Origin of the sequence: Paenibacillus glycinis (genome assembly GCF_009909185.1) — a bacterium.
GTDB classification, from domain to species: Bacteria; Bacillota; Bacilli; order Paenibacillales; family Paenibacillaceae; genus Paenibacillus_Z; species Paenibacillus_Z glycinis.
Genome location: NZ_JAAAMV010000001.1, coordinates 642,757 through 667,622, shown reverse-complemented (window position 1 = coordinate 667,622; position 24,866 = coordinate 642,757). Strand labels below are relative to the sequence as shown.

The 24,866-nt window shown below is 62.7% G+C and carries 17 protein-coding genes; 16 read left to right on the top strand and 1 reads right to left on the bottom strand.

Annotation, left to right across the window (positions count from 1 at the left end):
* The first annotated feature begins 86 nt into the window (after positions 1-86).
* The 5 genes from addB (at position 87) to GT019_RS03165 (ending at position 14,011) form a co-directional block, all read left to right on the top strand.
* On the top strand, positions 87-3,662 hold the full coding sequence (addB, locus tag GT019_RS03190) for a helicase-exonuclease AddAB subunit AddB (RefSeq protein ID WP_161741081.1): 3,576 nt from the start codon (positions 87-89) through the stop codon (positions 3,660-3,662).
* The gene (locus GT019_RS31720) at positions 3,659-8,497 is read left to right on the top strand and encodes a UvrD-helicase domain-containing protein (protein ID WP_235946605.1); all 4,839 of its coding nucleotides are present in this window, start codon (positions 3,659-3,661) and stop codon (positions 8,495-8,497) included. Before addB ends, GT019_RS31720 begins: the two co-directional genes overlap by 4 nt.
* Positions 8,498-8,523: 26 nt before the next feature.
* Positions 8,524-9,756: an exonuclease SbcCD subunit D gene (locus tag GT019_RS03175; RefSeq protein ID WP_161741078.1), complete on the top strand. Its 1,233-nt coding sequence runs from the start codon at positions 8,524-8,526 to the stop codon at positions 9,754-9,756.
* Entirely contained in the window at positions 9,753-13,262 is a 3,510-nt protein-coding gene (locus tag GT019_RS03170) for an AAA family ATPase (protein ID WP_161741076.1), read from the top strand. Before GT019_RS03175 ends, GT019_RS03170 begins: the two co-directional genes overlap by 4 nt.
* Before the next feature lie 131 nt (positions 13,263-13,393).
* Positions 13,394-14,011 (top strand): hypothetical protein, encoded by a 618-nt coding sequence (locus GT019_RS03165; protein WP_161741074.1) that lies wholly within the window; start codon positions 13,394-13,396, stop codon positions 14,009-14,011.
* 50 nt (positions 14,012-14,061) lie between these two features.
* On the opposite strand, the gene GT019_RS03160 is transcribed toward GT019_RS03165, so the two are convergent.
* A complete protein-coding gene (locus GT019_RS03160; protein WP_161741072.1) occupies positions 14,062-15,390 on the bottom strand; it encodes an FAD-dependent oxidoreductase in 1,329 nt (442 codons plus the stop codon).
* 276 nt (positions 15,391-15,666) lie between these two features.
* On the opposite strand from GT019_RS03160, the gene GT019_RS31715 reads away from it, so the two are divergent.
* From GT019_RS31715 to GT019_RS03105, 11 genes are all read left to right on the top strand, one after another.
* Positions 15,667-16,122, top strand: a complete 456-nt coding sequence (locus GT019_RS31715; RefSeq protein ID WP_235946604.1) for a hypothetical protein — start codon at positions 15,667-15,669, stop codon at positions 16,120-16,122.
* Between the two features lie 146 nt (positions 16,123-16,268).
* Complete coding sequence (locus GT019_RS03150) at positions 16,269-16,613, top strand: histidine triad nucleotide-binding protein (protein ID WP_161741070.1); 345 nt, start codon at positions 16,269-16,271, stop codon at positions 16,611-16,613.
* 111 nt (positions 16,614-16,724) lie between these two features.
* Positions 16,725-16,898 (top strand): 30S ribosomal protein S21, encoded by a 174-nt coding sequence (gene rpsU, locus GT019_RS03145; RefSeq protein ID WP_090573672.1) that lies wholly within the window; start codon positions 16,725-16,727, stop codon positions 16,896-16,898.
* 15 nt (positions 16,899-16,913) lie between these two features.
* The gene (locus GT019_RS03140; RefSeq protein WP_161741067.1) at positions 16,914-17,357 is read left to right on the top strand and encodes a GatB/YqeY domain-containing protein; all 444 of its coding nucleotides are present in this window, start codon (positions 16,914-16,916) and stop codon (positions 17,355-17,357) included.
* Positions 17,358-17,493: 136 nt separating this feature from the next.
* The gene (locus GT019_RS03135) at positions 17,494-18,843 is read left to right on the top strand and encodes an MATE family efflux transporter (protein ID WP_161741066.1); all 1,350 of its coding nucleotides are present in this window, start codon (positions 17,494-17,496) and stop codon (positions 18,841-18,843) included.
* Between the two features lie 76 nt (positions 18,844-18,919).
* Positions 18,920-20,290 (top strand): NfeD family protein, encoded by a 1,371-nt coding sequence (locus GT019_RS03130; protein ID WP_161741063.1) that lies wholly within the window; start codon positions 18,920-18,922, stop codon positions 20,288-20,290.
* Between the two features lie 18 nt (positions 20,291-20,308).
* Positions 20,309-21,298, top strand: a complete 990-nt coding sequence (gene floA, locus GT019_RS03125) for a flotillin-like protein FloA (protein ID WP_161741061.1) — start codon at positions 20,309-20,311, stop codon at positions 21,296-21,298.
* 46 nt (positions 21,299-21,344) lie between these two features.
* Positions 21,345-21,890 carry a hypothetical protein gene (locus GT019_RS03120; protein ID WP_161741059.1) on the top strand — a complete coding sequence of 182 codons (546 nt, stop codon included), beginning with the start codon at positions 21,345-21,347 and terminating at the stop codon, positions 21,888-21,890.
* A gap of 157 nt (positions 21,891-22,047) precedes the next feature.
* The gene (gene yqfC / locus GT019_RS03115; protein ID WP_161741057.1) at positions 22,048-22,326 is read left to right on the top strand and encodes a sporulation protein YqfC; all 279 of its coding nucleotides are present in this window, start codon (positions 22,048-22,050) and stop codon (positions 22,324-22,326) included.
* Between the two features lie 15 nt (positions 22,327-22,341).
* Positions 22,342-23,535, top strand: coding sequence for a sporulation protein YqfD (gene yqfD, locus GT019_RS03110; RefSeq protein WP_161741055.1), 1,194 nt, complete (start codon positions 22,342-22,344; stop codon positions 23,533-23,535).
* Positions 23,536-23,541: 6 nt separating this feature from the next.
* Positions 23,542-24,516 carry a PhoH family protein gene (locus GT019_RS03105; protein WP_161741053.1) on the top strand — a complete coding sequence of 325 codons (975 nt, stop codon included), beginning with the start codon at positions 23,542-23,544 and terminating at the stop codon, positions 24,514-24,516.
* Positions 24,517-24,866 lie beyond the last annotated feature (350 nt).

The window sequence follows — 24,866 nt, the reverse complement described above, 5'->3', positions numbered from 1 at the left end:
GATCGCATCCGGTATGCTAGAATAGAAGAACCGAATAAGTAGAATCGAATAGAAGAATCGAATACGCGAAAAGAAGAGGTGGGCGCATGGCGCTTCGTTTTGTTATCGGCCGCTCGGGGGCGGGGAAAACCCATCATTGCCTGTCGGCCATCACGAACCGGATCCTGGAACAGCCGGACGGCGCTCCGCTGATCATGCTCGTGCCGGAGCAGGCGACCTTCCAGACGGAATACGCGCTGCTCGGCAGGCCGGATTCGCCGCTGCAAGGAACGATCCGGGCGCAGGCGCTCAGCTTCCGGCGGCTTTCCTTCCGGGTCATGCAGGAGACCGGCGGGACGGCGCTGACGCCGATCAGCGAGAACGGCAAAAACATGCTGCTGTACAAAATCGTCTCCCGCTTGAACAAGGAGCTGCAATTATTTCAGGGCAGCGAGAGCCAGCACGGCTTCATTGAACGGCTGGGCGAGCTGATGACGGAGTGGAAGCGGTACGGGATCGACGCCGAGGCGCTGCGGGCGTTCGGGGAACATTATTCAGCCAGTACGCGGAGTTCGCTGCTCGGGCGGAAGCTCGGCGATCTGCAGCTCATTTCGAACCGGCTGGAACAGGAGCTTGACGGCCTATACATAGACGCGGAGGATTATTTGGCGTGGTTGGTGAAGGGATTCCACGAGGCGCCTTCGATGCGGGATTGCGAGATTTGGGTCGACGGCTTCCACGGCTTTACGCCGAAGGAACTCCAAGCGCTCGAAGCGCTGATGAAGCACGCCAAGAACATGACCGTGACCTTGTGCCTGGACAAGCATTACGGGAACGGGGAGATGCCGCATGAGCTGGACCTGTTCCGGCCGACGGCCGAGACCTTCTTGAAGCTGCGCGATCTCGCGGCGAACAACGGCATGGATATCGAGGAGCCTCTCCTGCTGGGAGGCACTCCCCATCGGTTCCAGGACAGTCCGATGCTTGCCCATGTCGAAAGGCAATACGGCCACGCCGCCCGGAAGCCGCTGCGGTTGTCGGCCGGCGAGCTCGCGGACGGCGGGATCTCGCTGCACGCGGCTTCCGGGAGAAGGGCGGAAGTAGAGGCAGCCGCCCGGGACATCGTGCGCAGAGTCCGGGACGAAGGCCTCCGTTACCGCGACTTGGCCGTCATGGTCCGCAATGCGCCGGATTACAACGACTACATCAAGGCGATCTTCGCGGATTACGGGATTCCGTTCTTCCTGGACCAGAAGAACGCCGCGCTGCATCACCCGCTCGTCGAGTTTATCCGTTCCGCGCTCGAGATCGCCGCATTCGGCTGGCGGTTCGAAGCGGTGTTTCGCTGCATCAAGACGGAGCTGCTCGTTCCGGACGACGGAAGCGTCACGAGGGAAACGTTCGACCTGCTGGAGAATTACGCGCTGGCAACGGGCATGAACGGCAATAAGTGGCTGTCCCTCAGCCAATGGAAGCCGCTTATGCGCGATACGCTGGACGGCGATCCCGCGCAGGCGGGAGAACGGGAGCTCCGCGAATTCGAAGCGATCGTGGACGCGCGCGAAGCCGTCGTGCCCGTACTGAAGAAATTCATCCGCGAGCTGAAGAAGGCGGCGGACGTTCGAGGCATGTGCGAGGCGGTCTACCGGCTGCTGATGGCCGTCGACGCGCCCGACAGGCTGGAACGATGGAGCCGCAAGGAGAGCGCCGCGGGCAATGCGCTGCGGGCGCGGGAACACCGCCAGCTGTGGGAAGGCGTCATGGATTTGCTGGACCAGCTGACGGAGATGACCGGTACGGAGGCCGTGTCGATCGAGCTGTTCGCGGGCATGGCGGAGACGGGCCTCGAGAGCCTGAAGCTGGCGTCGGTCCCGCCTTCGCTCGATCAAGTGCTGATCGGCAGCATGGACCGGACGCGCTCCGGCAATATTCACGTCTGTTATCTGCTCGGAGCCAGCGACGGCGTCATGCCGCAGCGGATGCAGGAAGACGGCGTGCTGACGGAGCAGGAGCGCGAAACGATGGAAAGCGGCGGGCTCGTCATGGCGCCGGGCGTCCGCAGGAAGCTGCTCGACGAGCGGTTCATGATCTACAACGCGCTCACCACGCCGAGCAGGCATCTCTGGATCAGCTGGCCGCTCGCGGACGAAGAAGGCAAGAGCCTGCTGCCGTCCGAGGTCATTCGGCAAATCAAGGGACTGTTTCCGGGCCTCGTGGAAGCGGGAGCCGCCGTCGAACCGGCGCCGGGCATGCCGGAAGCGGAGCAGCGGTCGTTCATGGCCCATCCCGAACGGACGCTGTCCTATCTGATCACGCAGCTGCGGGCATGGCGGCACGGAACGGCGATTTCGCCCGTCTGGTGGGAGACCTACAATTGGTACGCGATCAGGCCGGCTTGGCAGCACAAGCTGGGACGTCTGGTCGGTTCGCTTCAATATTCGAACGAGGAGCCTTCGCTCTCCCGCGAGACGGCGGACATGCTTTACGGCAAGCTGCTGCGGGGCAGCGTCTCCCGGATGGAGCGGTTCGTCTCCTGCCCGTTCCAGCATTTCGCCATACACGGGCTGCGGCTGCGCGAGCGGGCGCAGTACAAGCTGGCCGCCCCGGACATCGGGCAGCTCTTCCACGCCGCGCTCAGCCGCCTGACGGAAACGCTCGGCGACCGCTGGGGCTCGCTGAGCGCGGAGGAGCTGCGCGCGCATTGCTCCGCGATCGTCGGCGAGCTGGCGACGCGGCTTCAGTCGCAAATCCTGTTCAGCAGCAGCCGCCATCAATACGTGGCGCGCAAGCTGACGGATATCGTCGGCCAAGCGGCCGTCATTCTCGGCGAGCATGCGCGCCGGGCGGCGTTCCGTCCGGTCGGGCTTGAGATCGGCTTCGGCCCGGACGGCCCGCTGCCGCCGGTGACGATTCCGCTCGCGGATGGCAGAACGCTCGAAATGGCCGGCAGGATCGACCGCGTCGACGCCGCGCAGACGACGGACGGGCTGCTGCTGCGCGTCATCGATTACAAGTCGAGCGCCAAGCAGCTTCGCCTCGAGGAAGTGGCGTACGGCATGGCGCTTCAAATGCTGACGTATCTGGACGTGCTGCTCACGCATGCGCCGGAATGGCTGGGGCAGCCTGCGAAAGCGGCCGGCGCGCTGTATTTCCACGTGCACAACCCGATGCTCTCTTCGTCCAACGGCTTGCCGCCGGCGAAAGCGCGGGCGGAAATGCTGAAACGTTTCAAGCTGAAAGGCCTCGTGCTGGCCGACGAAGAAACGGTCAAATTGATGGACAACGCGCTGACGACGGGGTATTCCGATCTGCTGCCGCTGGCGCTGAAGCGAGACGGCGGGTTCTACAGCAGCTCGTCCGTCGTATCGGACGGCCAGTGGGACACGCTGCGCAGATCCGTGCGCGGCACCTTGCGCCGCATCGGCGATCGGATCGCCGGAGGAGACGTGTCGATCTCGCCTTATCGGCTGGGCGGCAAGACGCCGTGCCAATTTTGCGATTATAAGCCCGTCTGCCAATTCGACCCCCTGATCGAAGGCAACGAATACAACAAGCTGCAGAAGACGGGCAAGGACGAGGTGTGGCAGCTGCTCGCGTCCGCGGAAGGCGAGGCGGCCGAGAACGCGGAGCATGCGGATCGCGCGAGCGCCGCGGAACATTCCGGGAAGGAGGAGGAAGCATGACGACAACGAACGGACATCGGGTACCGCCCAAGCCGGCCGGAAGCACGTGGACGGACGACCAATGGCGGGCCATCGTGACGGAAGGAAGCAACATTCTCGTGGCCGCCGCGGCGGGCTCCGGCAAAACGGCCGTTCTCGTCGAACGGATCATTCGCAAGATCGCGAACGATACGGACGTCGACCGGCTGCTGGTCGCGACGTTCACGAAAGCGGCGGCCGCGGAAATGAAAGAGCGCATCCGGGTCGCGCTGGAGAAGGAGCTGGACAAGAAGCCGGACTCCGATCATCTGCGCAGGCAGCTCGCGCTCATGGGGCGGGCGTCGATCACGACGCTTCATTCCTTCTGCCTGGACGTTATCCGCCGGTATTATTCGCTGATCGGCCTTGACCCGGGGTTTCGGATCGCCAACGAGACGGAAGCGGAGCTGCTGCGCATGGACGTGCTGGACGCGTTGTTCGAGGAGCGGTACGCCGTTCCGGACAACGAGGACGAGCGCGAGCATGGAACCGATTCGGCTTTCCTGGCGCTGGCCGACCGTTTCGGAGGCGAGCGGGGAGACGAGCCGCTCTATGCGCTCGTGCTGAAGCTGTACGATTTCGCCCAAAGCCATCCTTGGCCGAAGGCATGGCTGCGGCAGACGGCCGCGTCGTTCCGCGTGCGGGATGCCGCGGAGCTCGGACGCACCGAATGGGTCGGCAGCTTGGGGGATGCCGTGGCGTTGACGCTTCAGGGCGCGGAGAGCCTGCTGGAGCAGGCGCTCGACGTCGCGCGCATGCCTGCGGGACCGGATGCGTACGGCGAGACGCTCCAGGATGATCTGGCGCTCGTCCGAACCTTGATCGCCAAGGTGGCTGGCTTGCCATGGGAAGCGTGGCACGAGGGGTTCTCGGCGGCAAGCTTCGGCAAGCTGAAGAGCCAGCGCGGAGACGCGTACGACAAAGGGCTGCAGGAGCGGGCCAAGGAGCTGCGCGAGCGGGCGAAAGACATGATCGGCGGCTTGAACGACGAGCTGTTCGTGCGGACGCCGGATGAATTCGTCGCGGAGCTGCGGGAATCGGCTCCGTACATGGCTACGCTGGCCGAGCTCGTGGAGCAGTTCGGCGACCGGTTCGAGAGGGCCAAGCTCGAGAAAGGCTTGATCGATTTCGGCGACATGGAGCATTATTGCCTGCGCATTTTGCGGGACGGCGCGTCTACGCCGGAACGGATGCTGCCGTCGCCGGCGGCGCTGGAATACCAGCAGCAGTTTCAGGAGGTCTTGCTCGACGAATACCAGGACACGAACATGGTCCAGGAAGCGATCGTCTCGCTCATCAGCCGTTCCGGCAGAGGGAACCGGTTCATGGTCGGGGACGTGAAGCAGAGCATCTACCGATTCCGTTTGGCGGAGCCGGGACTGTTTCTGCGCAAATACAAATCGTACCGTTCGGCATCGGAGGCGACGGAGCATGCGGCCGTCTTTGCCCCCGAAGCCGCCGCCGCGTCGGAACGGCGGATCGGCGATGCCGGCGAAGCGGGCATGGATGTTGAGGCTGAGCAGGTTGGAAATGCCGGGGAAGCAGGCGTGGACGAGGCTGTGCGGTTTAAAAATACCGCAGAACCAGGCGTGGATGAAACTGCGCGCTTCGGAGATGCCGAGGAGGCAGTAGTATCGGAGGCAGAACGCTTTGAGGCGCTTGCTGCCTCCGGGGAAGCAGCTTCCGCCGGGATGGAGTTGATTGCCGCCTCCGAGCTGGAGTACGGCGTGCGCATCGATCTGGCGCGCAATTTCCGCTCCCGGCAGGAGGTCGTGGACGGCGTCAACGAGGTGTTCAGGGCGATCATGCGCGAGAAAGCCGCGGAGATGGACTACGATGCGCGCGCAGAGCTCGTGTGCGGCGCTTCTTACCCGGCCGCGGACGACGGCGGATCGGCGAAGCGGTATGCCGTGGAGTTTGCCGTGCTCGATCGCGGGAAAGGCGACGACGGGGAAGAGCGGAGCGAATCCGTCGACGACCCGGCATTTGCCGAGGGCGGAGAATCGCCGGCGGACAGCGCGGAGGAGCTGCAGACCGTGCAGCTGGAAGCGCGCTGGATCGCGGGACAGATCCTTCGTCTGAAGGGCGCTGCCGCGGCGGACGGCATGGCGGAGGAGCCGTTCCTCGTTTACGACGGCAAGAAAGGCCGCAAGCGTCCGCTCGCTTGGCGGGATATCGTCATCCTGCTGCGGGCGGACAAGCAGTGGGCGCCGGTCATCATCGAAGAGCTTCAGCAGCAGGGCATCCCGGCATACGCGGAATTGAGCAGCGGGTATTTCGAGGCGACGGAGGTCGAGACGATGCTCTCGCTGCTGCGCGTCATCGATAACCCGTACCAGGACATTCCGCTTGCGGGCGCGCTGCGCTCGCCGATCGTCGGCTTGTCCGGGGAGGAGCTGGCCTTGATCCGCATCGCCGGAGGAAGGGCGCCGTACTTCGAAGCGGTTCGAACGGCCGCGGACAACGACTCGGTACCGCAGGAGACTAGGGGTAAGCTCGGCCGATTCCTCGAAGCGCTCGAAGCGTGGCGCAACGAAGCTCGGCAGGGCTCGCTGGCGGACCTGTTGTGGCGCATTTACCGGGAAACGGGGTATTACGACCTGGTCGGCGGCATGACCGGCGGCCTGCAGCGGCAGGCCAACCTGCGCGCGCTCCACGACCGCACGCGTCAATACGAGGCGACGACGCTGCGCGGATTGTTCCGATTCCTCCGGTTCATCGACCGGATGCGGGAGAGCGGCGGCGATCTCGGCACCGCCCGGGCGCTGGGCGAGCAGGAGGACGTCGTGCGCATCATGTCCATTCATAAGAGCAAAGGACTCGAATTCCCGGTCGTGTTCGCGGCCGGCCTTGGCAAGTCGTTCAACCGGAGAGACCTGCATAGTCCATTCCTCATGCATAAGCAGCTCGGCTTCGGTCCGCGCTTCGTCGATACGGAGCTGCGGGTCGCTTATCCTACGCTGCCGTACCTTGCGATCCGTCAGCGGCTCGGCATGGAATCGCTTGCCGAAGAAATGCGGATTCTGTATGTCGCCTTGACCCGCCCGAAGGAAAAGATGTTCCTCGTCGGCACGGTCGGCGACGCCGCCAAGCAGCTGCAGCGCTGGCAGTCCGCGCTCGATGCGCAGGGGCGGCTTCCGGATTTCCGGATCGCGGGCGCCGGACGCTTCCTCGACTGGCTCGGCCCGCTCGCGATGGGCGCGGGAATTCCCGTCACCGTTGAAAGCGGGGTTCAAGCGAAGCTTGCGCCAGACGAAGACGTAACGGTAGCAGGGGAGTTTTCGCCAGCGCCACCGAGGAGCGGGGAGGAGAACGCCGCCGAGGACGCCGTCATCGCGCAAACCGAGAATGGCCAGCATCGTACGGAGCCCGGGCAGTCGGCTGAAGCTAGGATGTCTGCGGAACCCGAGGGACGCTCTGACATCGCATCGGATTTCTTATTCGAACAGCAGGACGGCGGCAAAGCGGAAACCGCGGCGGACGGCTTCGGCGAAAGCCACGCGTCGCAGATTGCGCGGCACGCAGACGAATTCTTAGTTCAGGCGAGGACGGCGGCCGAAGTTAACGTGGTTCCGTTCGGAAATTGGCGGACCTCGGTCGTCCCTGCGTCCGTGCTCGGCCTGGAAGCGGCGGCCGGCTCGGAAACGGACGAAGCGGCAAGGGCCGCCTTCACGGATCGCATGACCGCCGTGCAGCAGCTGGCGTTGATCGAGGATGACGGAGATCCTGCCGCGGCGGCCGAAATCGACCGGCGGCTCAGCTGGCGATATCCGTTCGCGGAAGCTGCGCTGACCGCAGCCAAAACGTCAGTGACGGAAATGAAGCGGCTCCATGCGGAAGTCGGGCTAGACGAGGACGCGCTCATGCTGCCGGAGGCGGCAGGCGGGAACGGTTCGGCAGGCGGCGCGGATGGTCAGGTTGCGCTGTCGCAGGAAGAAGGGTCTGATTCCAGCCCCGACCAAGCCGCGGATCGGGTTATAGGAGCCGTTCCGGACGCTCGCTCTCCGCTCGGCTTCGAGCGGGAGAAGACGACCCTGAACGGCGAGCATCCTTCGTATTCGGAGGATATGGCGGCTGGAGGGACGGTTGAACAGGTGAGCTTCGATTTTGGCGAACTCGATCCGTCAGAACCGAGCGACGCGGAGCACCGGGTCAGCGAACAGCGCGACGCGCGCGAGTCCGCTCGGGACGCGCTGCCTCACGAAGAAGCTGCCCCCGCGCGCGTACCGAGCGGCGGGGAGTACACGTTCCGCCTGCGGCGTCCGCGATTCATGGAAGAAGCCTCGCTTACGCCCGCCGAACGGGGAACGGTCAGTCATCTCGTGATGCAGCACATCCCGTTGGACGGGGAGGGCGACGTGACGGAGGAGACGGTAACCCGCACGATCTCCGGCCTGGTGGAGCGGAGGATGCTCACGAGGCAGCAGGCGGACGCCGTGGACGTCGCGGGAACGGCTTCTTTCTTCGCGCAGGAGATCGGCCGCCGGCTGCTCGCGGCGCCCTGGATCCGGCGGGAAACGCCGTTCAGCTGCACGCTTCCGGCCGGCCGCGTCTATCCGTCCCTTTCAACCGGCGTAGGCGCGGAACCGATTCTGATCCAAGGCGTCATCGACTGTTTGTTCCGGGATGAACGCGGGCTGGTGCTGCTGGATTACAAAACCGACCGCGTCCGCATGGGACGGTGGGAAGAGGCGGCCGAGCGCCACCGCTTCCAATTGTCGCTGTACGCGGAGGCGATCGCGTCGATCATCGGACGGAAAGTCGACGAGTGTTACGTGTATTTCCTGGACGGCGGCAAAGCCGTCAAATTGTTTTAGACCACAGGACGGGGGAACGAATAATCATGCGCATATTGCATACGGCCGACTGGCATTTCGGGCGTTCGCTCGAAGGCCGGAGCCGAATCGAGGAACAAGCGGCTTTCGTCGACGAGCTCGCCGCGCTGGCGCAGGACGAAGGCATCGATCTCGTGCTGCTCGCCGGCGACGTGTACGATTCCGTCAATCCGCCCGCCGCGGCGGAGGGACTGTTCTATGAAGCCGTCGCGAGACTCGCGGACGGCGGCCGGCGGACGATCGCCGTGATCGCGGGCAACCACGATCATCCGGACCGGGTATCCGCCTCCGCGCCGCTTGTCGCGCGCAGCGGCATCCGGCTGGTCGGCATGCCGACGGATCGGCCGCTCGTCGTCGACGTGCCGCGGACGGGCGAGCAGGCGGTCATCGCCGCGCTGCCGTATCCGTCGGAGTCGCGCCTGCGCGAGCTGCTGAGCGAAGCGACGGACGAAGGGCAGCTGCGAAGCGCGTATTCGGAGCGCGTCGGGCGGCTGATGCAGCAGCTCGGCACGGCTTTCCGCGGCGATACGGTCAATTTGGCCATGAGTCATATTTACGTGCTGGGCGGCCTGGAGACGGACTCGGAACGGCCGATTCAGATCGGCGGCGCGTATACGGTGGACCCGTCCGCGCTGCGGATCGGGGCGCAGTACGTGGCGCTCGGCCATCTGCATCGTCCGCAGCGCGTGGCCGGCGACGAGACGATGCGCTACAGCGGATCGCCGCTCGCGTACAGCTTCTCGGAGGCGGATTACGCGAAGGCCGTGACGGTCTTCGACGCCGCGCCCGGCGATCCCGTCGTTCCGCGGCAAATCCACCTGAATTCCGGCCGGCCGTTGGTCAGCTGGAACGCCAAGGGCGGAATCGCCGAGGTCACCGCCTGGCTGGAGGAAGGACGCGACGCCAGGGCGTGGATCGATCTCAGCGTCCATATGACGGAGGCGATGACGCTGCAGCATATCCAGCAGCTTCGCCGGCAGCATGAAGGTCTTGTACATATCCGGCCCGTTTATCCGGAAACGGCGGAAACGATCGAATTGGATGCCCGCTCGCGGGAGCAGATGCCGGCCGAGGAACTGTTTCGCCGCTTCTTCTCGCGGCAGACCGGAGGCGGCGAGCCGGACGCGGAGACGGTTCGACTGTTCCTCGAGCTGATCGCGGAAGACGAAGACGATGAAGCGCCGGCTTCTCCCGAAGGCGAAGGCGGCGGCGGATCGTACGCGGGAGGCGAAAGCGCATGAAACCGATATGGCTTCGATTGAGCGGTCTGCAAAGCTACCGCGAAACGCAGGAGGTCGATTTCGAACGGCTGTGCGAAGCGGGCGTATTCGGGATATTCGGTCCGACGGGCAGCGGCAAGTCCAGCATCCTGGACGCCGTGACGCTCGCGCTGTACGGCAAAGTCGAACGCGCGGCCGGCGGCACGCAGGGAATCATGAACCAAGCGGAGAAAACGCTCGCGGTCGCGTTCACCTTCGATCTCGCGGGGGCCGGCGAGCGGAAACGCTACCGCGTGGAACGGCAGTTCAAGCGCGGCGGCGACGTGTCCGTCAGCAACACGCTGAGCCGCTTCGTGGAGGTGACGGAAGCCGGCGACGTCGTGATCGCGGACAAGCTGGCCGACGTCACGCGCTGCGTGGAGACCCACATCGGCCTGAACATGCAGGACTTCACGCGGGCGGTCGTGCTCCCGCAGGGGAAGTTCGCCGAGTTTCTGTCGCTGACCGGCAAGGATCGGCGCTCGATGCTGCAGCGGCTGTTCCATTTGGAGCGGTTCGGCGACGGGCTGGCGCTGAAGCTCAGCCAGCGCATGAAAGCGGCGGAAGCCGCGCTCCAGGAGGCGGCGGCCGAGCAGCTTGGCCTCGGCGACGCTTCGGCCGCCGCGGTGGATGCGGCGGCGGCCCGTTACCGCGAAGCGGCAGCGGCTGCCGCGAACGCGCGGGCCGCGCTCGCGGAAGCGGAGCGGCTGCACGCGGAGCGCGTGCACGTGCGCGAGCGCTTGCTGGCGCTGCGCGAGAAGGAAGCGCTGCACGCGAAGCTGCAGGCGGACGCTCCGCGCGTCGCGGAGCTGGAGCGCGAGCTGCAGCGCCTCGCGGCGGCGGAGCGGCTGCTGCCGGCGCTCGCCGCCGCCGGCGCGGCCGAAGCGGCGCTGCGCGCTGCCGCTTCGCGCCGCGAGGCCGCCGTGCAGGCGCATGCCGCACGGCTGGAGGCGGCCACGGCCGCAGCCGCCGCGTGGACGGCGGCCGCCGCCGAAGCCGCGGCCGGCGAGCCGCGCCTGGCGCTGCGGCTCGACCAGCTTGCGGGCGCCCAGCGCCTCGAGCGCGAAGCCGCCGAGCTTGCGGCCGATGCCGCGGCCGTCGAGCAGCGCGCCGGCGAAGCCGCGGAGCGGCAGCGCGCCTATGGCGAGCAGGCGGCCAAGGCGCAGGAAATGCTCGGCCGCGCGGCCGCCAAGCAGGCGGAGCTGCGCGGCGAGCTCAGAACGGCGGAGCTGACCGCCGCGGACCGGGAGCGGCGCGGCACGCTGACCAAGAGGCTGCAGCAGTTCAATCAGCTTTCCGCGCAAGCGGATGCCGCGCAGGCGGAGCTGGCCGCGGCTTCGGAACGCCGCGAACAAGCCAAGCTCGCGCACGGCGCGATCCGAACGGAGCAGAGGGAGGCTCATGCGGCGTTAAGGGGCCAAGCCGAACAATTGCTCCCGATCCGCAGCCTGCTCGCTTATATAACGGAGAAGCTGCATCCGCTGGGAGCGGCGCTTCCGAAGTGGTCGGAACGCGCCCGCCGCGATCAGCGCGAGCAGCAGCGCATGGAATTGGCCGCCGCGTTGGCCGCGGACCTTCGCGACGGAGAACCTTGCCCGGTCTGCGGTTCCTATGATCATCACGGCCGCCATGCCTCGCAGAACGAGCCTGCGGAATCGGCGGATAAGCTGCTGCAGGCTTGGGAAGAGCTGAGCGGCCGGCACCGGCAGCTTCAGCTCGAGCTGTCTCCGCTGCAGGCGAGAGCGGAAGCTGCCGCGGAACGGCTGCTGGAGACGGTACAGGGCGCAGATCGCCACGAGCTTCCCGGTGCGATGGACGCCGATTCTTGGCCGTCGGCCGAGCTTCTCCTCCGGGAGGTCGCGGCGACGGCCGAATCCGCGCTCGCGAGCCGGACGCAAGACCTGGATCCGTTGGAACCGGCCGAATCCGCGCAGCACGCGGAGGCGCTGGAGCATTTTCGGCGAGCGCTCGATCTCGTGCAGGAGCTGACGGACGTCAATGCCCGGCAGCTTGCCGCCGGCGAGAAGGCGGCCGCGTCGGCCCGAATCCGCTATGCGGAGACGGAGCGCCGGCTGGAACAGGGCGCATCGGCGTATGCGACCCAAGACGCGCTGGCCGGCCGCGCGCAGGGACAGTACGATCAATGCCGGGACGCGCTCGATCGCGAACTTGCCGAGTGGCGGGCGCAGATCGGCGGCGAGCTCCGGCCGCAGGAAGCGGAAGAAGCGCTGCAGGCGCTCGATGCCCGGGAAGCGGCGGCGGACGAGCTGCGAACCCGATTGGAACGAAGCGTCACTTATATCGAGGAGACGGCGCGCACGCAGCAGGAGAGCGGCAGGCTTGCTCAGGAAGCGCAGCTGGAAGCCGTTCAGCTTGCGGCCACGCTCGCCGGGCAACGGCAGCAGCTCGCGGAGAAGCGGGAGCAGGCGGCCGCGATTACGGGCGGCCAGTCGGCCGTACGGCTTCTTCAGGAGGCCGAGCAAGAGCTGGCGGAGCTTCGCGCCAGGACCGTGCTGCTTACGCAGCGTCACGAAGCCGCGCAGCAGGCGCTGCAGCAGGCGTCCGAGCTGCGGACGGGGGCGGCGGAGGCGGAACGCGCCGCGGCGGACCGGCACATGGAGGCCGCCGGGGAAAGGGATGCGGCGCTGGCGCGTTCGCCGTTCGGCAGCGCGGACGAAGCGACCGCGCTGGAGCCCATGCTGGGCCAGCAGGCCGCGATCGCGGACATCGTTGCCCGGCACCGGGAGGAAGAACAGCAGCTGTCGGCGCAGGTCGGCCTGCTGCGCGATCAGCTCGGCGGCCGTACGCTGACCGAGGGAGAGTGGGAAGCGTCCGCCGACGCGCTTCGGCTGCACCGGGCGGAGAACGACCTATGCCTGCAATCCGCCGCGAAGGCGGAACGGGATCTGGAGTCGCTCAAGGGCAAGCAGGAACGCTGGAACGCGCTGGAGGCGAAGCGGGCGGAGATGGATCGGCTGACGGGCAGGCTGAAATCGCTGCAGACCGTTTTCCGGGGCAACGCGTTCGTGGAATACGTCGCGGAGGAACAGCTGATCCAGGTGTGCAGGGCCGCGTCCGAGCGGCTTGGGTTCCTCACCAAGCGCCGCTATGCGCTGGAGGTCGACGCCGGTGGCGGCTTCGTCATCCGCGACGATGCCGGCGGCGGCATCCGGCGTCCGGTCTCGACGCTGTCCGGCGGGGAGACGTTCCTCGCGTCGCTGGCGCTGGCGCTCGCGCTTTCGGGGCAAATCCAGCTCAGAGGCAAGTATCCGCTGCAATTCTTCTTTCTCGACGAAGGCTTCGGCACGTTGGATCCCGAGCTGCTCGATACCGTCATCACCGCGCTCGAGAAGCTGCATAACGAGACGCTGGCGGTCGGCGTCATCAGCCACGTGCCGGAGCTGCGCGCAAGGCTGCCGCGCAGGCTGATCGTGACGCCGTCCGAGCCTTTCGGCAAAGGAAGCTCGGTCGAGCTCGAGACGATGTGACGGATCTGTTAACGTTGCGCCGGCTCGGTTGCTTTCCGGACGGGAATTCGCTAACGTAGGGAAGAGAATGCCAGGCGGTACGGGCTGGGGCCGGGAACCGTCGGCGGAACTTTCGTGTAGGGGGCAGTCCAGTGGAAGAGCAGCAGACCAAACGGCCGATTTTTACGCCGATCGTACTTATTTTGCTGACCGTCAGTTTAATCGGCAACGTGTTCTTATACTCGAAAATGCTTCAAAACGAGCAATCGGATAAAGCGGATCGCGGGGCGGGCGTGCTGCAGTCGGGAAATGACGCCATAGCCTTTTTCGACCTGGCCGTCGCGCAAACCGGCGATCTGATCGCCAAACCCGAGCTTGCTTCCCGCATGCTGGCGAAGAGCAAGCTGATCGCCGCTTACCGGCAGGCGACCGCCGCCGAGGATTTCGTGCAAGCGGCGGAGGACGCGAACGGCAAGCCGTTTCCGGCTGCCAAGCGCAGCGCGACCGAATTCATGGATCAGACGCTGGCGTCGCTTCAGGCGATCGGCAATCATGACGGACCGCTCGCGGACGGGGAGCAAGCCTATTTGAGCGAACTGCTTCAAGTGTTCAAGGCTTGCCAGCAGGAGCTGTCCGCCTTCAGGCACGACACGATCAACCACGAGCAGTCGCTGGCGATCCTGGTGGACGGCGCATGGCCGCCGATGGCGGGCAAGCTGCTCGCGCATATGAACGAACCGGACGAGCTGGCGTTCGATCCTTCCAAGTAACGACAAGACAGGCCGCGTTTCCTCGTGTAGGGGGAACGCGGCCTGTTTGGTTAGACGTGAATGCGCGTTCCCGCGTTCGCCGATTCCTTGATGAGCAGCCTCGCGGCGCTTCGTCCGCTCGAGAACGCGCGCTCGGCCAGCTCGCCCTTGCCTTCGCAGCCGTCCCCGCAGAAGTAAAACGGCATGCTTTCGATCCGGATCGGCAGCAGCTTGTTGCTTGCGACGTTCTTGACGCTCTGCACCATCGCCTTCTTGGACACGCGCTTGACGGCGACGGCCTCCCGCCAGCCCGGATAATGCCGGTCGAACAAGGCTTCCATTCGTTCCGTCCGTTCGTCCAGGTACGCTTTGCGGTCGGTCTCGCCGCCGTTTTGCTCGTCGCTCAGATAAGCGATCCCTTGAAGGAGCTGCCCGCCGTCCGGCACGAGCGTGTGGTCGGTAGCGGATACGTCGGAGATAAACATCTTATGGTTCATGTCGCTGATATAGCTGAACGGGCGGGCAACGACATGCGACAGGCCGACGTCGTACACCATGACCTCCGTCGCCGAATTATGCTCGTACGGAGCGAGAAACGGTTCCCACGCCGTACCGCGAAGCAGCTTGACGGTCTGCTGCACCGGCATCGCGAAGACGACCCGGTCGAACGCTTCCTCGCGCGCTTTCGTTTTCAGCACGAATTTGCCGCGATCGTACGCGATGCCGTCGACGCCTTCCTGAAGGGCGGTCGTCCAGCGGCCGGACAGGTCGATTTTGTCGCGCAATTGGCCGGTGATGACCGCCCAGCTGCCGAGCACGTAATTGACGGGGCGCTGCGACAGGAACAGGTTGTGGTAATAATCGCTGATGACCGGACCCGGCACGCGGCGCGCGTCTTCGGGCGTAATGAAGAAATTGCTGCATACGAGATGCTCCCACAGCTCTTTGACGTCCTCGCCGGCCCCCGAATCGGCCAAATAATCGCCGAGCGTCGCGTAATGCTTGATTTGGTGGACATGCGCGATGATCGCCGTAATTTCCCCGACGAAACGGACCTTCTGCATCGCCGACAAAATGTCCGTCTTCATCAGATTGACGAAATCGAGCGGGGCCGGCGTGATCTGCTCGCCTTTCTCGTACATCACCTTGCGTTTGTCGACCTGCTTGCTGCTAAAATGCAAATGAAGCTCCCGTTCCATGACGGACAGCGTATGCCGATCCAAGCCGTAGATCGCATGCGCGCCGTAATTCAACGTAAAGCCGGCCTTCTCGTAGGTAAAGGCCCGTCCGCCCAACTGCGGGCTTCGTTCGAACAGAACGCCTTCGATATCCGGCTGTTCCGACAAGTAAGCGGCCGCCGTCAGTCCGGCCAACCCGCCTCCGATAATCGCTGCTTTCATGCAGATTTTCGCCTCCCGAATCAACAATCCTCGCGAAAGGGGTACCGCGCCGAAACTGCGCCGCGCCCGCCCGCCTCCGCTTCCCGGAGCGCAATAAACGCTCTGACGCCTTCATTATACGCGCCGATTTTTGGCCGATCCATCTCGATTCGGACTGATAGTCCCATCGAATCGGCATCGGTCGCACCGGGATAAACGCCCATTTTGCGCATCCATAGGCGCCATTTGCCCACGGGCGAATATCATGGTAGCAGAATGAAGGAGGTCATGTTGAGAATGGAGAAGAAAGTGACAACTTCCCCGGTGGGCAAATCGTCCAAAGGGATGGCGGCTTCCCCGTCCGGAAAGAAATCGACGGGCACGATCGTTCCCCCGCCGTCCAAGACGAATACCGGCCCTAAGCCGTCATCGCCGGGCGAGCCGGCCAAACCGCATACGCACCACCATCACGTCCATAAGCACGAAATGAAACATTGGTGCCACGCGCACATGCACCGTTACGTCCTTGTCCATACGCACGACGGCTGGTGCTGCGACGGATTCATCGAACATATCGACGACGAGGTCGTATGCATCGCCGTTCCGCAGTTCGGAGGCGCGGACCGCGCGTTTTTCCCGGGCCCGTTCTATCCGCCGCTTTATCCGTATCCGTACTTCCCGCGCCGCCGCTTTTACCGGCAAGTATTTCCGTTAGCGGCGCTGCTCGGCCTGTCGCTGCTGCCGTTCTATTGACCCTTGGCGGCCCGTCTTGCCGTACCGCCTTGACCAACCAGCGTGCCCGAAGGGACGCTGGTTTTCGGCATTGGACTTGCTTTCCATTTTTCGCTATGATGGAAGAGGAGATTGACGATTACTGGGCGGGGAAGGAGCTTTGAAGCATGGACTGTATTTTTTGCAAAATCATCGAGGGCAGCATTCCATCCGCAAAAGTGTTTGAGAATGACCGCATCGTCGCGTTTCGCGACATTCAGCCCGCGGCGCCTGTACATATTCTCATCATTCCCAAGAAACACATTCCGACGATGAACGACGTAACGGCGGAGGACGACGCGCTGATGGCCGAGTTGTTCGCGGCCGCCCGTCAGATCGCGCGCGAGCTCGGCATCGCGGAATCCGGTTACCGGCTGATCAACAACGTGAACGCCGACGGCGGACAAGTCGTGTACCATCTGCATATTCACCTGCTCGGCGGCGCCAAATTGCACGGTCTGAACGGGGCGTGAAAAATAGCCTGTCCGTTCAAGTTGACACTGCCTTTCTTTATCCACTATAATTAAATTTGATGAACCGTGTTAACTTTCTTGGACGGTCTGATTCGGAGGGAGGGAAAACTGGTGTCTGAAACAAAAGTTCGCAAAAACGAGACGATCGATGCTGCACTCCGCCGCTTCAAACGTACCATCGCAAAGGATGGCGTATTGGCCGAGGTGAAGAAACGCAAGCATTATGAGAAGCCTAGTGTGAAGCGTAAGTTGAAGTCCGAGGCTGCGCGCAAGAGAAAGTTTTAGGAGGATCCTTCCACAATGAACCTTAGCGAACGATTGAACGACGATATGAAGCAGGCGATGAAGAGTCAGGAGAAGTTCAAGCTCACTACGATTCGGATGATACGTTCGTCCGTCAAGAATCAGGAGATCGAGCTTAAACGTCCGCTTGAGGATTCCGAGGTGCTTGATATCTTAAGTCGTGAGATCAAACAACGTAAAGATTCCCTCCAAGAATTTGAGAAAGCCGGCCGCGATGATCTTGCGAAAGATGTCGCAGCAGAAATTGAAATTATTAGTGTATACCTGCCTCAGCAGCTGACCGAAGAAGAGATCAAGTTGATTGTTCAGCAGACCATCCAGGAGACCGGTGCTTCTTCGAAAGCCGAGATGGGGAAAGTCATGAGCGCACTTTTACCAAAAGTTAAAGGGCGTGCTGATGGTAAACTAGTAAACACATTTGTGCAGCAATTTCTGCAATAACATAGGCTGACAGCCAAACACTCCTCCACGCGGGGGAGTGTTTTTTCGTTTTTCCCGTCGAGGGAAAGCTATTGACACGGCGTCCGCGCCTGGGCGACAATTAGGGCTAACCTAGAGAAACGAGGCATTCACGCTCATGCTGCGTAATTGGAAAGAAATCTTGCTGCTGGCCATTCCTTCCTTGGTTTCCTTTGCAAGCGCTACCGTCGTCGGGACGATCAATCTGATCATCGTCGGCCAGCTCGGCTCGCTCATCATCGCCATCGTCGGGGTTTCCAACATCATCATGTACAACGCGTTCGCGCTGTTCTCGGGCATCGGCCATACCGTGAATTATTTGGTCGCGCAAAACTACGGCGCCGGCGATATGAAACGGGGCATACAGCGGACGTACATCGCCATGTACATGTGCCTGGCTTTCGCCCTGCTGATCGCGTTGGTCGGACTGGTCGGCGCCGACGACGTGCTGCGGTGGACCGGCGGGTCGAAAAATCTCGTGGAAACGGGAAGCTTCTATCTGGAGCTGCGCTTCTACGCCATGTCGTTCGGCATCATCAATTTTGCCTTCCATGGGTTTCTCCGCGGCATCGGCGCGACCAAGATGTCCATGATCGTCTCGCTGATGGCGAATGTTCCGATTTTGCTGCTCACGTATTTGTTGACGTACGGCAAGCTCGGACTGCCGGAGCTCGGGTTAAAGGGTGCCGGGATCGCCATACTAATTGGGGAAAGCGCCCAAACCCTCATCTGCGCGTTCATCTTCTTCGTCATCCTCAACAAGAAGTTCCAGACCCGCAAGTACATGACGATCGCCTTCAAATGGGTGGAGATGAAGCTGATCATGCTGGAGAGCGGCAAGCTCGGCATGCAGGAATTTTCGCTCAGCCTGTCGATGTACATCTTCACCGCGTTCGTCGCGCGTCTCGGCGATCAAGCGCTGGCGGCCAACGAGGTCGCGCTCAGTATCATGTCCTTCGGCTTCATGCCGGCCTTCGCTTTCGGATCGACGGCGACCATCCTGGTCGGCCAATTCGTGGGCAAAGGCACGCCGCTGCTGGGACGAAGGGTCGGCACGGATACGGCGATTCTCGGCTCCGCCTTCCTCTTCGTGCTCGGAACGCTGGAATTTATTTTCGCGCACGAGATCACCCGATTGTACACGAACGATTCTCAGGTATACGAGCTTGCCGCTTACCTTATCCAAGCATCCGCATATCTGCAGATTTTCGACGGCCTGCTGAATTTCTATGCCGGCGGCTTGCGCGGCATCGGCGATACGACGTTCCTGCTGCGGATCTCGTTCATCGTCAGCTGGTTTTTGTTCGTGCCGCTCGCGTACGTGTTCATTTTCGTATTCCATTGGGGGAGCATGGGCGCGTGGATCGCGTTGTATTCGTTCCTGATGGTGTTCGGCCTCTCCATCATGATCCGGTTTTACAGGACGGATTGGACCGCGGTGCGGCTGAAAGAAGCATCGCACGCCTAATTGAAACGTTCCGCGGTCGTTACCGTACTAGAGGAATAGTTACGCCGCTTGTAATACGCGCAGAGGAGGGGCTATTGTGCGGCATGTCCATCGGTTGACAATCAAATGGCTGCTGCCCGTCGTCGTCTTGTTTAGCTTCATCCTGACGGGTGCGGCCGTTTCGGCGGAAGGAACGGCAGCCGATTCGTCGGCGGGCTCTACCGTGTACGTGATCGATGCGGACAGATCGGTGGAATCCGGGTTGTACCAGCACTTGAAACGGGCTTATAAGGAAGCCGAAGAAGCGAAAGCGAGCCGAGTGCTGCTCGTCTTGAATACGCTTGGCGGCCGGGTCGACAGCGCGCTGAATATCGGCGAACTGATCCGCGGCAGCAAAGTGCCGACTACCGCTTTCGTGGAAGGCAAGGCCGTGTCGGCAGGAACGTACATCGCGCTGAACGCCCAGCAGATCGTCATGCAGCCGGGCAGCACGATCGGCGCCGCCGCGGTCGTGGACGGGAGCGGGACGCTGATCGACAACCCGAAGACGATTTCCTTCTGGACGGAGGAAATGAAGTCGGCGGCCTTGTTGAACGATCGCGATCCCGATATCTCGGCAGCCATGGTCAATCCGTCGCTTGTCGTCGAACTGACGGAGCTCGGGCGGACGAAGGAGAAGGGCGACGTGCTGACGTTGTCGGCGCAAGACGCCGTGAAAGCCGGCTACGCGGAGTACACGGCGGCGACCGTGGAGGAGGCGCTGGACGGCTTGAAGCTGAATCAGCCTAACGTCGTCACGTACGAGCCGAGCGCGCTCGAGAGAATCGGGCAGTTCCTGACCCATCCCGCCGTGATGACGATTCTGCTGATCGTCGGCATCGCGGGCATCGCCATCGAATTCATGATACCGGGCTTCGGAGCCCCCGGCATCATCGGGATGATCGCGTTCGTTCTCTATTTCTTCGGCCACTACGTATCCGGCTTCGCCGGGTTCGAAGACGTCGCGCTGTTTATCGCCGGGATCCTGCTTCTCGTGTCGGAGTTTTTCATCCCAAGCTTCGGCATCCTCGGCATTCTGGGCGCAGCCTCGTTAGTATCGGGCGTCCTGCTGGCGGCTCCGAACCCGAAATCCGCGCTGCTCTCGCTCGCGGCCGCCGTCGTGATCGCGGCGGTCATCGTCTTCTTCGTCGCGAAGCGGTTCGCGCACAAAGGAGTATGGAACAAATTCATCCTCCGCGATCAATTGACGACCGAAGAAGGCTACCGCTCTTCTTCCGACAAAGCGGACTATCTCGGACGGAGCGGGGTCGCGGTTACGCCGCTCCGGCCGGCAGGAACGGCGCGATTCGGCGACGAACGCGTCGATGTCGTGACGTTGGGCGAGTTCATCGCGGCGAACGCGGACGTGGTGGTGATCAAAGTCGAAGGCACCCGCGTCGTCGTAAGACCGAAAGGCGAGAACGAATAAAGTTGTGGAGGGGTTCCATTGACGTTAGATCCGACAGTAACGGTCATTATTATCGTCGTGCTCGCGATTATCGCGATTTCCGTATTTCTAAGCTTTTTCCCGATCATGCTCTGGATATCCGCGCTTGCATCGGGCGTGCGGGTCGGCATTATCACGCTGGTCGCCATGCGGCTGCGGAGGGTCGTGCCGAGCCGAATCGTCAATCCGCTCATCAAGGCGACCAAAGCCGGACTGGGCTTGACGATCAATCAGCTGGAAAGCCATTTTCTCGCGGGCGGCAACGTCGACCGCGTCGTCAACTCGTTGATCGCGGCGCAGCGCGCCAACATCGAGCTGGAATTCGAACGGGCCGCTGCGATCGACTTGGCCGGCCGCGACGTGCTGCAAGCCGTTCAAATGAGCGTTAACCCGCGCGTCATCGAGACGCCGATCGTCGCCGCCGTGGCGAAGAACGGGATCGAAGTGAAAGTCAAGGCCCGCGTCACCGTGCGCGCCAATATCGACCGGCTCGTCGGCGGCGCCGGCGAAGAAACGATCATCGCCCGCGTCGGCGAAGGCATCGTCACGACGGTCGGTTCGTCGGAGTCGCACAAGGACGTGCTCGAAAATCCCGACCTCATCTCCCGTACGGTGCTTGGCAAAGGGCTCGACGCGGGAACCGCGTTCGAGATTCTGTCCATCGATATCGCGGACGTGGACGTAGGCAAAAACATCGGCGCGCATCTGCAAACGGAGCAAGCCGAGGCCGATAAGCGAATCGCCCAAGCGAAGGCGGAAGAACGCCGCGCGATGGCCGTCGCGCAGGAGCAGGAGATGAAAGCCCGCGTCATCGAGATGCGCGCGCTCGTCGTGGAGGCGGAATCCCAGGTGCCTCTTGCCATGGCCGAAGCGCTGAAGCAGGGCAAGATCGGCGTGCTGGATTACATGAACTTCAAGAACATCGAGGCGGATACGAGCATGCGGAATTCCATCGGCAAAGGCGACGGCAACGAGAAGGAAGAACGGTAATGTTCGCGGCCAGCAGGCCGAATAAGTTACGGCGGGAGGTGCGCGCATGGAAGAGCTTTTGAAGCTGCTGTTCTCGAATATCTATATCGTGATTATCGTCGTCGGCTTCCTGCTCACGCTGCTGAACAAGGCGCGCGGCAAGCAAAATCCCGGCGGCAACAAAATGCCGCCCTTCGGCGGCGGAGGAACGACCGGCCGCCCGGCGGCCAGGCCGCTGTCCGAACGGCCTGCGCAGCCCGAGCGCCCGCGGCAGCGCGATACGGGGCTGCCGGCGCAGCCGCGGCCTGCCGAGAGCCGGATGCAGTCTCCTGCTGCCGAGGCGGAAAGTCCGCTGCGCGGTTCGCTATACGCGCCGGAGGAGCCGGCCTCCGGCGAAGGCGTCAGCTCGGAGTTCATGGAATCAAGGCTGCCCGGACGTACGATGGAAGCGGCCGTCCCGCAGTCGAAGGGCCGTATGATTGCCGCGCCTTCGCCCTCGAGCGGCGGAAGCGATTCCTTTCGCGTGCCGCAGGGCAATGAACTGCGGCAGGCATTCATCATGGCCGAAGTGCTGGGTCCGCCGAGATCCAAGCGACCGTTGAATCGCAAGTAAGCGCGCGGACTGTACGCATGTCTTTCAAGCATCTGCTCCCCCAAGGGGCGGATGCTTTTTTATTTGCCGATTCTCGCCCGTGCGTCGCGCGCTTTTCTCATATTTCCGGCCGCGAGCGCATAATTTGGTACAGTACGGGAAGGGGGCCTCTGCCTGGATGCGCCGCATAAACCGCAAACTTCGAAAAATGGCTGCCGATTTGCTGGACCTGCCGCAGGATGTCGTCATGGATTTGCCCCGTCTCACGATGATCGGCGACCGGCAGCTGTATATTGAAAACCATCGCGGCGTCCTGCATTTCTCCAGCGACAAGCTGCGCCTCGCCCTAAGCAAAGGGGAGCTCGAGGTTACGGGAAGCGATCTGGTCATACGTACCATTTGGACCGAAGAAGTGTTCGTCGAGGGCGTCATTAAAAATATCGAGGTGCGAGAATAAGGGGGCTTAAATAGCATGGATGCGACATGGATGCAATGGCTGCGGGGATTCGTCACCGTCACCGTACGCGGTCAAGCGATCGAGAGGCTCGTGAACGAAGCGCTTGCGGATGGGCTCCAGCTGTGGTCCATTCGCCGTACGAAAGAAGGGGAAATGCAGGGCCAAGTCGTCGTGAACGACTTTTTTCGCCTGCGGCCGATCTTGAAACGGACAGGCTGCCGGGTGCATGTCCAGGACAGGACGGGCTTGCCGTTCTGGCTGCAGCGGATGCGCAAGCGCGTTTTTTTTGCGGCGGGGCTCGTCCTGTTTTTCATCGGGATGTACCTGCTCTCGTCGTTGGTATGGTCGATCGACGTGGAGGGCAACAGCAAGCTGTCCGAGGAGCAGATCCTGCAGGCGGCGAAGGCGGAGGGGATCTACCCGTTCCAGTGGTCGTTCCGGCTCGGGGACTCGTCCGATTTGTCGCGGCATCTCGCCCAGAAGCTCCCCGGTGCGGCTTGGATCGGCGTAGAGAAGCGCGGCACGCACATTACGATCCGGGTCGTGGAATCATCCACGCCGGATGCCAAGCCGCTCATGAGTCCGCGTCACCTGGTCGCCTCGACGGACGCGGTCGTCACGAAGGTCATGGCGGAATCCGGGCGCCCGCTCGTGAAGACCAACATGCGCGTCAAGCAGGGCGACATCCTCATCTCCGGCCTGCTGGGCGACGAGACGTCCGGCAAGGCGGTCGTGGCCAAAGGCGAGGTGAAAGGGCTCGTATGGCATGAGTACGATATCGTGTCGCCGCTCACACGCACGACGAAGGTGTATACGGGCAATAAAAAAACGATCTGGTACGGGGTTGCGGGCGGACGGGCCCTGCAGGTGAGCGGCTTCGGCAAGATTCCGTTCGACATGTACGAGCGGGTGACGCAGGAGGAGAAGGCGGCCTGGCGGACCTTGAAGCTGCCGTTCGGGCGCTTGAAGGAAACGATCATGGAGGTCGAGCTGCAGCGGACGACGGTCGGCGTGGAAGAGGCCAAAGCGGAAGGCTTGCAGCAGGCGCGGGCCGATCTGATCGCCAAAGTCGGACCCGACGCGCAGATCCTCGCGGAAAACATTTTGCATGAAAAGACGGACAATGGTAAAGTTTATATGAAAGTGTTTTTCGAGGTGGATCAGTCGATCGTGAAAGAGAGACCGCTAGTTCAAATGCAAGGGGACTGAGTATTTTTGCCGAATGAATTCAAGGTTGTCAAAATTCCACTTGCTAACGCGGCGGAAGGGCTGGCTTTGTTTGGCCCGCAGGATAAATACCTACGGCTTGTGCAGCAGCAGGCGTCATCCGACATCATGTCGCGCGACGCGGAAATCGCCATCTCCGGACCGGCGGACGAAGTAGAGTCGCTGGAGCAGCTCTACACGGTGCTTCAGCAGCTGGTGCGGGGCGGATATACGCCTTCGGAACGGGATATCGCGTATGCGCTGGAGTTGTCCAAAACGATGCAAGCCGATCAGCTGCTCGATTTGTTCAAGGCGGAGATTACGACGACGTTTCGCGGAAAACCGATTCGGGTAAAAACGATCGGCCAGCGCCACTATGTCAAAACGATCAAAAAAATGGACATCGTCTTCGGCATCGGCCCCGCCGGGACGGGCAAAACGTACCTGGCCGTCGTGCTCGCGGTCGCGGCCTTGAAGGAAGGTTCGGTGAAACGGATCGTTCTTACGCGGCCTGCGGTGGAAGCGGGCGAGAATTTGGGCTTCCTGCCCGGTGACTTGCAAGAAAAGGTCGATCCGTACCTGCGGCCGCTCTATGACGCGCTGCACGACGTGCTCGGACCCGACCAGACAACGAAGGCGTTCGAACGCGGGCTCATCGAAGTCGCCCCGTTGGCGTACATGCGCGGGCGCACGCTGGAGGATTCCTTCATCATCCTGGACGAAGCGCAGAACACGACGCCGGAGCAGATGAAAATGTTCCTGACGCGACTCGGATTCGGCTCCAAAATGGTCATTACCGGCGACGTTACCCAAATCGATCTGCCGCGGGGCAAGCGCTCCGGCCTGATCGAAGCGCAGCGCATCCTGCAGAACATCCCGGAAATCGGCTTTATCCTATTCACCGAACAAGACGTCGTCAGGCATTCGCTGGTGCAGAAAATCATTACCGCTTACAATATCGACGCCGAAAGCCGGGGAGAGTAAGCGCGCTGCCGGTCGTCTTCCAAAAAGAGCAGTTACAGCAAAGCGAGAACGCGCGCTTTGCTGATTTATTTTTGCAGTCGCCTCGCGCTTTAGGAAGCCTTGCGTTACTTTCAAAAATCGCGGCAAGCCTCCGAAGTATGTCGAACGCAAAGTGCCGGATTCCTTTTCAAACTTGAATTCGGCAACAAGCAGCGAAAGCACGCCGCAAGTAAAGCGTGTCCGCGCTAGCGGACGTAAGCGAGCCATCGGCCAAAGTATCTTCGAAGTCGGCCCGGTAGCAGGCTGGCCCCGTCCGGGTCCAGGGACGGAGTCCCTGGGGTCCCCCTTAGGCAAGGGGGATTTAGGGGGTT

What these genes read in the sequence shown, in the direction of transcription:
- GT019_RS03150 (WP_161741070.1), top strand. Translation starts at nt 16,269, where the DNA reads ATGGACTGTATTTTTTGCAAAATCATCGAGGGCAGCATTCCATCCGCA.
- yqfD (WP_161741055.1), top strand. Translation starts at nt 22,342, where the DNA reads ATGGATGCGACATGGATGCAATGGCTGCGGGGATTCGTCACCGTCACC.
- GT019_RS03160 (WP_161741072.1), bottom strand. Translation starts at nt 15,390, where the DNA reads ATGAAAGCAGCGATTATCGGAGGCGGGTTGGCCGGACTGACGGCGGCC.
- GT019_RS03135 (WP_161741066.1), top strand. Translation starts at nt 17,494, where the DNA reads ATGCTGCGTAATTGGAAAGAAATCTTGCTGCTGGCCATTCCTTCCTTG.
- GT019_RS31715 (WP_235946604.1), top strand. Translation starts at nt 15,667, where the DNA reads ATGGAGAAGAAAGTGACAACTTCCCCGGTGGGCAAATCGTCCAAAGGG.
- GT019_RS31720 (WP_235946605.1), top strand. Translation starts at nt 3,659, where the DNA reads ATGACGACAACGAACGGACATCGGGTACCGCCCAAGCCGGCCGGAAGC.
- GT019_RS03120 (WP_161741059.1), top strand. Translation starts at nt 21,345, where the DNA reads ATGGAAGAGCTTTTGAAGCTGCTGTTCTCGAATATCTATATCGTGATT.
- yqfC (WP_161741057.1), top strand. Translation starts at nt 22,048, where the DNA reads ATGCGCCGCATAAACCGCAAACTTCGAAAAATGGCTGCCGATTTGCTG.
- GT019_RS03175 (WP_161741078.1), top strand. Translation starts at nt 8,524, where the DNA reads ATGCGCATATTGCATACGGCCGACTGGCATTTCGGGCGTTCGCTCGAA.
- GT019_RS03140 (WP_161741067.1), top strand. Translation starts at nt 16,914, where the DNA reads ATGAACCTTAGCGAACGATTGAACGACGATATGAAGCAGGCGATGAAG.
- GT019_RS03170 (WP_161741076.1), top strand. Translation starts at nt 9,753, where the DNA reads ATGAAACCGATATGGCTTCGATTGAGCGGTCTGCAAAGCTACCGCGAA.
- addB (WP_161741081.1), top strand. Translation starts at nt 87, where the DNA reads ATGGCGCTTCGTTTTGTTATCGGCCGCTCGGGGGCGGGGAAAACCCAT.